Source organism: Fulvivirga sp. (genome assembly GCF_040220315.1).
Taxonomy (GTDB): domain Bacteria; phylum Bacteroidota; class Bacteroidia; order Cytophagales; family Cyclobacteriaceae; genus Fulvivirga.
Genome location: NZ_JAVJUY010000152.1, coordinates 1 through 12,859 on the forward strand (window position 1 = coordinate 1; position 12,859 = coordinate 12,859).

Below are 12,859 nucleotides of genomic sequence, written 5' to 3' on the forward strand. Positions count from 1 at the left end.
TTTGTAGGTTGTGACCAGTGGCTACAGTAAGTTTTAAAGACTTGCCTGTTCCTTTTCTTCTTTCTGTTGGTATTTCAATATTTCGCTTGCCGCTAAGGTAATCTGCGGTGGCACTTTTCTGAGCTAAAAATTCTTTGGGTGTACCAGCAGCTACAATAGCACCGCCATGCCTTCCTGCCCCTGGGCCAATGTCAATCACATAATCAGATTCCATCATCATCTCCTGATCATGTTCTACAACAATCACAGAATTACCTAAGTCCCTTAAATCTTTCAGAGCCTTAATGAGCTTTACATTATCTCGCTGATGTAGTCCGATACTTGGTTCATCAAGAATATAAAGTACGCCTACTAGCTGCGTACCGATTTGAGTAGCTAATCTTATTCGCTGGGCCTCCCCACCAGAAAGTGTTTTTAGTGGCCTATTGAGTTGTAGGTAGTCGAGACCAACATCCAACAAAAATCCAATTCGTTTTCTAAGCTCTTTCAATACCTCAGCAGCAATACGGTTCTGCTTTTCTGAAAGTCTGTCTTCTAAACCAACAAACCATTCTCCCAGAGTAGAGATATCCATTTCAGCTAACTGACCAATGTGCTTTTGATCGATTAAGAAGTGCAATGATTCTTTCTTCAGACGATAACCATTACAACTATCGCAAGTTTGAGTGATGGTAAAATCATTTACCCATTGCTGAATTTTATCGGAACCGCCTTCTTTTTGCTTTTCCAAAAACTTGATGATCCCTTCAAACTTTGTATTCCAATCTGTGCCAGGATATTTCACCGATTTCACAGCCACTGGTACACTGTCGCCATGAAGTAGTATGTTCATTACTTCTTCAGGAATATCTTTTATTGGAGTGGTTAGATTGACTTTATATCGCTTAAGAATGGCTTCTATTTTCTTAAATATCCAGATGTCTCTGAACTCACCTAAAGGCAAAATTCCTCCACGACTAATGCTTAGTGATTTATCAGGAATCACGGACTCTTCGGTAATCTCTTCCGTTACTCCTAAACCATTACATTTTGGACATGCACCGTATGGTGAGTTAAAGGAAAACGAGTTAGGAGCAGGCTCATCATACGAAATGCCGCTTTTCGGATCCATCAGATATTTGGAGTAATGATGAATTTTATCTTCTTCATCCAACAACATCATGACACCATTACCTTCCTTCATAGCTGTTTTAATCGACTGGCTAATGCGGTAACGATCTTTATCTTCTACTAAAATTCGATCAACCACTACCTCAATGTCATGCGTTTTGTATCGATCGACCTGCATTTTCGGTACAATTTCCATGAGTTCACCATCTACGCGAACTCGTGTATAACCTGACTTCTGAACTTGACGGAATAATTCACGGTAATGCCCTTTTCTGCCTTTTACCACCGGTGCCAGAAGAACAAGCTTCCGCTTATTAAAAAAGCTCATGATATGATCCAGAATTTGATCTTCAGACTGGCGAATCATTTTTTCTCCTGTAACATAAGAAACGGCTTCTCCTGCTCTGGCATACAAAAGGCGTAGAAAGTCATAAATTTCAGTGACCGTACCTACCGTTGATCGTGGATTACGAGAAGTGGTTTTTTGTTCGATAGAAATAACTGGGCTCAAGCCGTTGATCTTGTCCACATCAGGTCGCTCAAGGTTGCCGATAAAAGAACGGGCATAAGCCGAAAAGCTTTCCATATACCTACGCTGACCTTCGGCATAAATAGTATCAAAGGCTAATGAAGACTTGCCACTGCCGCTAATACCTGTAATGACAACAAGTTTATTTCTGGGAAATGAAAGGCTTACATTCTTGAGGTTATGTTCTCGTGCACCTATAATTTCAATGGAATCGTGTCCGGTGAAATCCAGCGCCTCCTTTTCTAATACCTCCTGCGTTTTTGTCATTGAGATTTGAGCCTTTTCAAAATAAAAACACAAAGTTCGTGCTTTAGTTAATCAATTACAATGGAAGTGAAAAGATGATCAGGCAACATCATTCCCATTGGCAATTCTTAGCATTTCAAACCAATCTTCACGTTCTAATGTGGTTTGATAGTTACTAGCTGCCGATTGAACTCTTTCAGGATTCATCGTGCCAATAACGGGTACTATGCCAGCAGGGTGCTGAAGCAGCCAAATCAATACTAAGTCGCCAACTGATACGCTGTATTTATTTGCTAAATTTTGGAGGTCTTTTTTTGCAATGGCATCCGAAATATGTTTAGAGCCACCCAAAGGCGACCATACCATTGGGTTAATCTTTAATTTGTTCAAATGATCTAATGTGCCATCAAACAACGGTTGATGTTGGAATAAAGAAACTTCAATTTGATTTGTAACTAAAGGCATATCGCAGGCACTCGCCAATAGGTCAAACTGATGATTTGTGAAGTTTGAAACACCAAAATAGTTAACCTTCCCGGATTGTTTGAGAGATGCATATGCATCTGCCATCTCAAATACATTCATTAAAGGATCAGGCCTGTGAATTAATAAAAGGTCGAGATAGTCTGTGTTTAATTGTTCTAGAGAATTTTCAACTGATTGAATGATGTGCTTTTTAGAAGTATCGTAATGCTTGATTCGATGCTCTGGTCTATTCTCCGATAGAAGTTTAATGCCACATTTAGAAACAAGTTGAATTTCTGATCTTTTGTCTTTGTTGGCTTTCATCCAATGTCCAAAAACCGCCTCACAGGTATAGCTCCCATAAATATCAGCATGATCAAAGGTTGTTATACCGTTATCTAATGCGGTATTTAACAACTGATCTAATTGGTCGGTAGCCAGCATATGTATGCGCCACATACCCAAAGCAAGCTCACTGAGCTCTAGACCTGATTCAGAAATATTTATTTTACTTACCATCGGTTAACAACACCCGCCACCGTCATAAAAATAGGTGGAATCAGAAACATAGATATCTTCTCTGCCTAATGCACTTAAAGCACCAGCCGTTTTATCACAAACCGATAACGGTTGATTGGGCATTAGCACATGGCCTTTATGATCATCAAAATATTCTTCATTCCCATAATAAATGGCTGTTTTTCCGGTGAATACACAAGGGCCATCTTCTGGCATCGGGTCTTTTATGGCGCACACCTCTACACTTTCGATAAATATGTTTTTGTCAGTATCGTAATGCTTAGGATCAAGAATTCGATATGGACGCTTGGCTCTTATCTCTACAGTGCCAAATCCTACTTCCGTAATCATATCAATATATTCCTTTAAAGGAAGTGCCCCGCTTAAGCAAAGTGCTCTCAATCGCTCATCATTTTGCAAAGATTCAGGCATCGGTTGATTACAGATTGGATCGGAAAGTACCAGTCTGCCATAAGGCTTTAGTACTCTGTACATTTCTGCTAATGCTTTCTTTAAATCAGCCTTAGTAAAGATATTGAACAGACAGTTTTGAGCTGCAACATCTATTGTTTCGTCTTCAACAGGTAGGTTAAGTGCATCGCCTTTTCTTAAATCCACAAAATCAGACTTAAACCATGGGTTATGCTGCTCAGCTTCTTTAAAATTCTTTCGGCTTGCATCTATCATTTCATCCACAACATCTAAACCTACCACTCCGCTTTTTTTTCTGCTGAAGTAAGAGAATTGCAAGAGCTCCATTCCGCCACCAACTCCTACATAAAGAATTGTAGGGTCATTCACTAAATCACGTGGATTTACAGTACTTCCGCACCCATAATTCATGTCCAACATGATTTTAGGGATTTCCAAGCCAGGTAATTGCCACACAGGGGTAGTTGTACAGCATAGGCCTACATCCGGGGTTTCTGCTGCTTTTTTATAAACGTCTTTGGTGGTTTCTAAATAAGTTTCCATCTATAATCTCTTGATCAGTTGTGTATATAACTCAGTTAATTTTTCTTCTGCCTTCCCAGCAATGGCTATAATTTCATCAATATTTATGGGGGACAAATTATCAGGATCGCAATCATCTGTCATTACGGAAATAGCACAACAAGGCAGGCCCATGTGATTGGCTACAATTACCTCTGGCACAGTGGACATGCCCACCACATCGGCCCCTATATCTCTTAAGAAACGATACTCTGCCCGGGTTTCCAGGTTAGGCCCTATCACCGAAACGTACACTCCCTTTCTTAATGTGATCTTTTTTTCCTGAGCAATTTCTTCCAGCATGGTATTCATCGAAGGGTCATAAGGCGCACTCATATCAGGAAATCTTGGTCCCAGCTCATCAAAATTCTGACCTCTCAAAGGATTGTCCGGCTGCATATTGATATGATCATCAATGAGCATAAGTTCGCCTTTTTTCCAGGATAAATTCATATTACCAGCCGCATTGGAAAGTAGCAATTTCTTTATCCCCAACAACTTCAACACTCGAACAGGAAGTGTTATTTGTTGCATTGAATAACCTTCATAAAAATGAAAGCGGCCATCCAGCGCTACTACTTTCTTACCATGAACGGTACCGTAAATCAATTTACCATCATGTGAAAGCACCGTTACCAATGGAAAATGTGGAATATCTTCATAGCTGATAGTAAGCTCTACCTCCATGGCGGCAACAAATTTATCACCTAGGCCTGTGCCTAAAATAACCCCAATTTCAGGAGCCTTTACTCCACGGTTTTGTAGATATTCTACCGCTTCTTCAAACTGTTCGATCATAGAATTTTTTATAAAAAGAGATTCCGGGTCGAGCCCGAAATGACATTGAAATTTATTTAAGCTACTGTTCCCTGGCAACTGGAACCTGCACCAGCGGTACAGCCATAGCAATGCTGATTAATAATGATATTCCTATTTTCCAATTTCTCCAAATCAAATTCACTGATGTGCTGACCCGCCTTTTTATCTACCTTCAGGCCAAGCATCTGATTAAAATCACAGTCGTACATATGGCCATCATAATCCACCGAAATGGTATTTCTACACATAACACCCTTTACTGCTGCCGGATTGAAAGCATTCACCAAAGAATCCATGTAATCTTCATAATTATCTGTACGTATTAGAAATTCTAAGAACCTGCTAATGGGAAGATTAGTAATGGTAAAAAGACTGTTGAATTCTATATCGAAATGCTCTTTTAATTCTCTTTTAAAATCATTTTCTAATGCCGATTGATCTCCAGGCAGAAATGCCCCACTTGGGTTATACACTAAATCAAGATTTAATCCTGATCCTTCTTTTCCATACCCAATTGCGTTGAGCATTTTTAATGCTTCTATGGATTTGTCAAATACGCCTGCACCACGCTGCCTATCCGTTTTATCTGCCTGATAAAAAGGTAGTGATGAAACCACCCGTACTTTATTCTTCTTAAAGAACTCCGGAAGATCATGATATTTTGGATTAGCCAGAATGATGGTAAGATTCGACCGCACAATGATTTCTTCAACTCCCGCTTTGTTTGCCTCTTCTACAAACCAGCGAAAGTCTGGATTCATTTCAGGGGCACCCCCCGTTAAATCGAGTGTATGAATTTTTGTATTTCTAAGAATATCGAGACACGTTTCCATTGTCTCTCGAGTCATAATTTCTTTTCGATCAGGTCCGGCATCTACATGGCAATGCTTGCATACCTGGTTGCACATGTATCCGACATTGACCTGAAAGATTTCAATACTGGTTGGTTTTAACGGATACTCATTAAGGGGTTCAATTTTTTCCTTAAATGTGGGTAACTGCCCATCGGCAAATATGCCATTGGACAAGAACTTTAATTGTGTGGCTTTATCGGCCAGATTATGGTGTTGTGCTTGTAATGATTTGGGCATAATTACATGCTTAATTTCTTCACTTTATTCATCATTTGTACGCCATGTACCAACGAGGCACCACCTCTAATGGCCGCTGCAACATGCACAGCTTCCATCATTTGCTTCTCAGTTACTCCCATTTCCATAGTCCCAGCAGTATAGGCATCAATGCAGTATGGACATTGCACTGTATGGCTCACTGCCAAGGCGATTAATGCTTTTTCACGAGCGGTAAGAGCCCCTTCCTGAAATACTTCATTATAATAATCGAAAAACTTTTTTGCCAATTCCGGTTCAAAATCAGCTATATCACCAAACTTTTTAAGGTCAGCAGGATTGTAGTATGTTTTTTCCATCATGTGTAATTAATAACTCTTGTTGAAGTTAGAACATTCAACGATGAATTTGGTTGCAAAAGTTTAAAAGGTACTATTTATGGCGCACTCTTGTCAACTGTAAGACAAGAGATTGGTATGAATAGCCTGTTTACTATCAAAGTGGGATAGCAATTTGGTATGTTTTGCCTCTGGAAACATTCAACTTATCATCCCTTAGCCAAGGGTTATGTCTTTTTAATAGCTTGTAATTAATGCCCTGATCTTTTGCGAACTGCACCAGATCCTTAATATCATCATCCACTTCAACATATTTTACCTTTTCTTCATCATACAAGTGTTCTTTACTAATATCAAACCCATACTTTTTCGGATTTTGGAAAATCTCTTTGATGGCCAATATTCTGAAAACATAACGTGAGGTTTCTTCATTGAGCATAAGATCATAATAGGAGTCTACCTTTTGGTTATTGATGGCCCTTGCTAAGCCCGACCTGCCCCGATTATAGGAGGCCGCTACATTGGTCCAATTTCCAAATCTTTCATAAGCCTTATTCAAATAATTACAGGCCGCTTGAGTAGATTTTAACGGATCGTAGCGCTCATCTACATCTCTACCAATTTCTAACCCAAACTCTTTGCCGGCATCTTTTCTAATTTGCCAGAATCCAACCGCATTTTTAGGCGAAACATCGTTTTGAAATCCACCCTCAATGGCCGCCAGGTATTTAAAATCGTCAGGCACATTATTCTCTCTAAGGATTTTTTCAATTTGAGGAAGCCACTTATTTCCACGCTTTAAAAGAAATATTGTGCTACTATGCCAGTAAGTATTTATGTGCAATTCCCTGTCCAATCTTTCCCTCACATCTGGTATATGAAGCGGAACTGGTTCGCCAGCAAATGTCATGTTTTTAGGCAATTCTAGCGAAGTGCCTTTTTGATACTCTTCAAACCCAGCCGGTGGCAGCTCCGTAATAGGAATTCCTTCACTGCTCTCGGTTTTAAATTTGCTGCTTTCGTTAAACGATATATAGCCGCATATCAAAACAAAAGACAACAAAGAAATATAAATAGATAGGTTGTTCATGATACTTAGCTTCTTTATGAGACAACGTTAGAATCGATACAAATATTCCTTTTGTTGTAGCAAATGGAATCTTCTTTTGATATGACTAGAAATTTGGCGAAAGAAGATACTTGGCATAAAACTCGTCAATGGCTGCTACCGCTTCTGTTGCTGTTTCCACAATCTTGAAGAGATTCAGGTCTTCTTCGTTGATGTTTCTCTCTTCTTTTAGCATAGTTTGTTTAATCCAATCTAGAAGCCCACCCCAATAAGCTTTACCCACTAATACAATTGGGAAACGGCCAATTTTCTTGGTTTGAATTAAAGTTAGTGCTTCAAAAAGTTCATCCAGTGTGCCAAATCCACCAGGCATAACAATGAAGCCCTGTGAGTATTTTACAAACATCACCTTGCGGACAAAGAAATAATCGAAGGTGATTAATTTATCCTGATCTATGAAGTCATTTCCTTTTTGTTCGAAAGGCAAAATAATGTTTAATCCTACGGATTTACCACCTTGCTCTTTGGCTCCTTTATTACCAGCTTCCATTATACCGGGACCACCACCAGTTACCACACCATAACCGTGTCTTACTAATTTAGCAGCAATTTCTTCCGCCATTTGGTAATACTTATGATCTGATTTTGTTCTGGCCGAGCCAAAGATGGATACGCAAGGCCCGATTTTGGCCAGTTTCTCAAACCCTTCAACAAACTCAGACATTACTTTGAAGATTACCCAAGAGTCATAGCTCTTTATTTCGTTCCAGTCTTTTTCTTCAAATGCCCTGATGATCCTTTTTTCTTCATCATTTAAATCATCGAGCGTGCGTATATTATCGAGTTTTGTTTTTTTCTCTGCCATCGTTAAAAAAAATTAATTGTGGTAAGTTGTCTTTTGAAAAACGGCCACTAGGATAACAAATCTTTCAGAGCTTCTGGTAATGTTGGATAAGAAAATTTAAATCCTGTTGCCTGAATCTTCTCACAAGATACTCTACTTCCTCCTAAAATCATAGCTGCTCTTTTGCCTAACATGAGTTTTAACACAAATGCAGGCACATTAGGCAAGAAGCATGGCCTATTCAATACCTTGGCGGTTTCTTTCGTAATAACTTTGTTGGTTTCAGGATTGGGACCAACCGCATTATATACGTCATTTACACTATCATTTTCTACCGCATGAATGAACATATTGCATAAATCATCGATGTGAATCCAGCTCATGTATTGATTTCCACTTCCTAGTGGAGCACCTACACCAAACTTTATTGGTTTAGCTATTTCATAAAGCGCACCGCCTTTTTCACTAAAAACAATGCCTATTCTGAGCTTCGCAGTTCTAATTCCTAATTCAGTAATTTGATCTACTTTTTCTTCCCATGCTTTTGTCACTGTGGCTAAAAAATCATCTCCAAACCTACTGCCTTCCTTCACCCAAACCCCACCAGTATCCCATCCATAATAGCCAATAGCTGAAGCTGAAACGAATGATTTAACTTCATGATTTATTGACTTGAGTGTATCATTTAGGAGTTGGGTGCTTCTGGTCCTGCTTTCTAAGATTTCTTTCTTTCTAGCCGCTGTCCATTTTTTATCTGCTACTCCGGCACCAGCCAAATGGATGATTGCATTAACCCCTTCAAATGCACTTTTGTCAATGGTTTGGTTTTCAGCATCCCAAGCATAAGCCTGAACTCCATTTTTTGATCCAGCAGCACGAGATAGATAACGTACCTTATAGTTTTTTTCTTTTAGCAGTTCTGTGAGTCGTGAACCCACTAATCCTGTACCGCCTGTGATGAGTATTGTTTTTGGCATCTTTTATTTTAGTGTTGTTAATAAGTATAACTAAATAGAATGATATTAGTTGGACTCAACTATCTTTATTTTGCAATTGATAACATAGTGAAAATGTAATTTATAAGTTCACACTTCTAAAATTTAGCATATTTGCTTCGGTAAGATCCGAGTTTTTATACTGCCCTAAAATTAACTTGGATAATCATAAATGAGAATAACACTAAAGACATGAAAAATTTAAATCTTACAGCTACAATATTATTAATAGTTGCATTGTTCAGTTGCAATGAAAAAAAACAAAACAACTCCGGGGAAGATATCGACTACATAGCAATATGTGAAAAGTTTGATGAATACGCTTTTGAGCAAAAGGCATTACTGGACAAAATAAGGGCTAAATATCAAGGAGATAAGCCGTTTATATTGAGATTTAATGAAGAACAAATGAGTTGGATTAAATATCAGGACACGAGGCTTAGATCATTATATTCTCAGGATTGGGATAGATATTATAGAAAGCAATATGGCACTCCAACATTTAATGGATGCAAATGCAAAGAACTAATTAGGCTTTCTATAATAAGAAATGAGGAACTAAGAACGTATCTGGAAGGTCCTGCTGAAAATCAGCAAGAATGTCCCATTCAGGGAAGAAAATAAAAAGCAGACTCAAAAGAATAATTTGAGTCTGCTTCCTTTATTGATTTATTGAAAAATTTTAGAATGAATATTTCACACCGGCACTAATTGCCATACCCGGATTAAGTCTCTGAAACGTAGCATCAGGAGAATTATCAAGGTTTGAAAAAGCTCTTTTGTAAAATTGTTCAAGCTTATCATTAAGAATGTTTGATACCCCGAAATTCACTACCCATTGTTGTTTAGCTCCAAACGTTTTATTCATATTGAAATTTAAACTATGAAAAGGCTGTGAAAACACATCCGGATCTAATCCCCCACCTACAATCACTAAGGTTTCTCCTTTTACATTATAAAATAATCCCGCATCAAATCCACTTTCAAAGTTATTGTATGCTAGACCTGCATTAATTATCCATGGTGCCTGACCAGACATGTTTCTTGTTTCATCAATAACTTCACCTTCCCTTGCATTAGCCCTTCTATTTATCAACTCGGACTCCTGCATATCAACAATCGACTCTACAATAGTTACATTACCGTTCACACTCCAATTTGGACTAATAAAATCTAAAGCCTTTCTAAATTCGAATTCCATCCCAAATAATTGGCCATCGCCCACATTTCTTGGTTGATATTCAACGTTTGTTCGTTGTTGAGGAATTCTAACTAATTCTATAGGATTATCAAAAGATTTGTAGAATGCAGATATTGAATAAGTTTGACCTCTACCCATAAATAACTCCCAACGAAGGTCAATATTATCTATTCTTGTCTCAACCAAATTTCCATCCCAATTTCCAATGGCGAAAAGCCCCCCGTTAAATATTCTGTTTGATACAGGGTCAAAAATTTGAGCAAATGAGAGTTCTTTAAATGATGGCCTCGCAATTGTTTTAGAGTACGATAGTCTAAGATTTTGTTCTTCTGTGATTCCATATATTAGATTTACCGAAGGGAAAAAATCCAATGCATCAAGTACTATATCATTATCCAATACTCTACCTAATCCTTCATCAGCCTTCACTTCACCTATGGCTTCCTCCATAGTTGCACCTGAAGCTACTCTGCTTCTGATGTAACTAGCAGCTCCTTGATCCCTTCCAGAATGCCTCATGACGAAATTTTCTGCCCTTACACCTATAATCGCTTTCAATTTATCTATAGGAGAAAATTCCGTTGAAAAGTAAACTCCTGTATTAGTTGCATTTGCATTGTATTCGTTCGGATTTGGATTGCTAAATCCTGATACAAGGAAAACATTACCGGCCGGAAAAACGGTCTCATTAGTCCAAACTTCTAGACCACTTCCTGTCCAATCGAGCTGCTCTCCATTTAAGAAATTAACATTGAAGTCTACAATTCTATAATCTCTTTCTTTATAGATTTGACTAACTCCAAATTTAAATTTGGCATCGTTTCCAAACATTTCCAGATCTCTAGTAACATCCACTTTACCTACCACATTTATTTCATCAAGCTCCCTCCAAATTCTGGTTGGATTGCCTGCTGCTCCTGCTGCGAATCGCAAATTATCGTTGATTCTCGTAAAAGCTGTTTGTCTTATATCAGGATCTTCCTGAGTTGACCATGTAGTGGAACCTCTCCAATCGATTGTCCATTTATTATCGCCAAGATGGTGTTCTCCATTAAGAAAAACATTGGAAATTTTTCTTTCATTGTATTCCAATATTTCACTGATACCTGTGTATCCAGATTTACCTGATGCTTCTTGATCATCCAGAATTTCTGCTGATACAGATGTACTTTCACCATTCTGTAATCGCATAACAGTCAATCGAAATTTGGATAAGTCAGTTTTGTAAGCTAACCCTGCCAAACCACCCAGTAAAACATTGTTTTCAGCCTGAATTCCACTTTGATTAAAGGCTCTTTGAAAATCAAGCCTTGATCGGTCGTTTAAGTCATTTTGATATTCACCATAAAAAGCATCATCATAAAATGTAGTGTTGTTTTTATAATTACCTGTAAATAAATAACCAATGTTATGGCCATTTTTCAGTTCAAATTGATTTGCGGCAGTAAGTCCGAAACTATAATTCATGGGGCTGGTTTCTGATCTCACCCCCATCGTTGGACTAAATTGATTTAATAAGTTTGCCACTTCCTGATCACTTTGTGCATTAAGTGGTGTTGGTATATTGTTCAAATCAACATTTGTGGGTAATCCACGCGTACCATCATCATATCCCAACCAATCTGTACTTCCGCCATCATAGGTAATGTAATTATTGTTGAAGTGCATGGAAGGATTATATTCCATTCCAAATGAGACATCTAATATTTTTTCCTCAGGAAAATCCTTTGTTTCAATATTCACTATACCTCCCGTAAAGTCAGCAGGCAATTCAGGTGTGAATGTTTTTAATATCACCATGTTATCAATAAGATTGGTAGGATATACATCTATCTGGATACTGTTTCTATCAGGATCCAGTCCAGGGATATCCATTCCGTTTTGGGTAGTTTTAGTATACCTATCTCCTAGACCTCTTACATAGATATATTTACCCCCTTCCACAGATACTCCTGTTACCCTTTTAGCAGCAGCCCCAGCATCACCATCACCAATCTTTCGAAAACTCGCTGCAGAAATACCATCTAATACGTTAGCAGACTTGCGCTTAACAGTTTGCAGGGCCTCCTCAGTGTTCCGAATAGCTTCTGCTGTTATAACTACTTCGGCTAACTGTTCCACATCTTCCTGCATTATTATTCTATCTAATATGGTAACTTCACCGTCAACAACTTCTACACCTGTTATTGTAACCGCAGCATATGAAATAAATGATGCCTGCACGTTGTAGGTGCCAGGAGCAGTTTTAATTTCAAACTTACCATCGAAATCTGTAACTGCACCTGTCGAAGTGCCTTCAATAATAACAGTCACGCCAAACATGGGCTCACCTGTTGATCCTTCAAGTACAGTTCCTCGAATTATTCCTTTCTGCGCCATTGCAGCCAATGAAGCTATTGATAATAAAATGGTTAGTACTAAATTCTTCATTACTATTATTCTTAAATTTTCTGCAAAGCTATAGTCAACTGACATTGCTGCAACGAATACTAGATTACTAATAGTTTAAGATTAAGCGCGAAGGTTGGGCTCAAAGTAATATTGGATTAACATTACCGTTTAACTAATAAAAGTAATTAAAACAATTATTGATTTAAATAGCAAAATTAAAGCTTAATCGTTTTTTAACGATGTTAACATTTACATAATAAAAGAGGGCAT

The 12,859-nt window shown here is 38.2% G+C and carries 11 protein-coding genes; 1 reads left to right on the plus strand and 10 read right to left on the minus strand.

The genetic code is table 11. From position 1 onward, the window contains the following. The 9 genes from uvrA to RLO81_RS07290 all read right to left on the minus strand — a co-directional run. Window positions 1–1,906 (minus strand): excinuclease ABC subunit UvrA (gene uvrA / locus RLO81_RS07250; RefSeq protein WP_350109349.1); only part of this gene is annotated, 1,906 nt, incomplete at its 3' end. A gap of 78 nt (window positions 1,907–1,984) precedes the next feature. After that, window positions 1,985–2,869, minus strand: coding sequence for an aldo/keto reductase (locus RLO81_RS07255; protein WP_350109352.1), 885 nt, complete (start codon window positions 2,867–2,869; stop codon window positions 1,985–1,987). A gap of 3 nt (window positions 2,870–2,872) precedes the next feature. Continuing rightward, window positions 2,873–3,844 (minus strand): arsenosugar biosynthesis arsenite methyltransferase ArsM, encoded by a 972-nt coding sequence (gene arsM, locus RLO81_RS07260; protein ID WP_350109355.1) that lies wholly within the window; start codon window positions 3,842–3,844, stop codon window positions 2,873–2,875. Continuing rightward, window positions 3,845–4,660 carry a purine-nucleoside phosphorylase gene (locus RLO81_RS07265; protein ID WP_350109358.1) on the minus strand — a complete coding sequence of 272 codons (816 nt, stop codon included), beginning with the start codon at window positions 4,658–4,660 and terminating at the stop codon, window positions 3,845–3,847. It abuts the gene before it with no gap. A gap of 56 nt (window positions 4,661–4,716) precedes the next feature. Continuing rightward, window positions 4,717–5,772, minus strand: coding sequence for an arsenosugar biosynthesis radical SAM (seleno)protein ArsS (gene arsS, locus RLO81_RS07270; RefSeq protein WP_350109361.1), 1,056 nt, complete (start codon window positions 5,770–5,772; stop codon window positions 4,717–4,719). Window positions 5,773–5,774: 2 nt separating this feature from the next. Beyond that, window positions 5,775–6,110, minus strand: a complete 336-nt coding sequence (locus tag RLO81_RS07275) for an arsenosugar biosynthesis-associated peroxidase-like protein (RefSeq protein WP_350109379.1) — start codon at window positions 6,108–6,110, stop codon at window positions 5,775–5,777. 136 nt (window positions 6,111–6,246) lie between these two features. Then, entirely contained in the window at window positions 6,247–7,179 is a 933-nt protein-coding gene (locus RLO81_RS07280) for a lytic transglycosylase domain-containing protein (RefSeq protein ID WP_350109364.1), read from the minus strand. Window positions 7,180–7,264: 85 nt separating this feature from the next. Further along, complete coding sequence (locus RLO81_RS07285; protein ID WP_350109367.1) at window positions 7,265–8,023, minus strand: LOG family protein; 759 nt, start codon at window positions 8,021–8,023, stop codon at window positions 7,265–7,267. Between the two features lie 47 nt (window positions 8,024–8,070). Continuing rightward, on the minus strand, window positions 8,071–8,979 hold the full coding sequence (locus tag RLO81_RS07290) for a TIGR01777 family oxidoreductase (RefSeq protein ID WP_350109370.1): 909 nt from the start codon (window positions 8,977–8,979) through the stop codon (window positions 8,071–8,073). Window positions 8,980–9,189: 210 nt separating this feature from the next. Between RLO81_RS07290 and RLO81_RS07295 the strand changes: the two genes are divergently transcribed. Beyond that, entirely contained in the window at window positions 9,190–9,621 is a 432-nt protein-coding gene (locus tag RLO81_RS07295; protein ID WP_350109373.1) for a hypothetical protein, read from the plus strand. Between the two features lie 58 nt (window positions 9,622–9,679). Here RLO81_RS07295 and RLO81_RS07300 read toward each other — a convergent pair whose 3' ends face one another. After that, window positions 9,680–12,628 carry a TonB-dependent receptor gene (locus RLO81_RS07300; RefSeq protein ID WP_350109376.1) on the minus strand — a complete coding sequence of 983 codons (2,949 nt, stop codon included), beginning with the start codon at window positions 12,626–12,628 and terminating at the stop codon, window positions 9,680–9,682. Window positions 12,629–12,859: the final 231 nt, after the last annotated feature.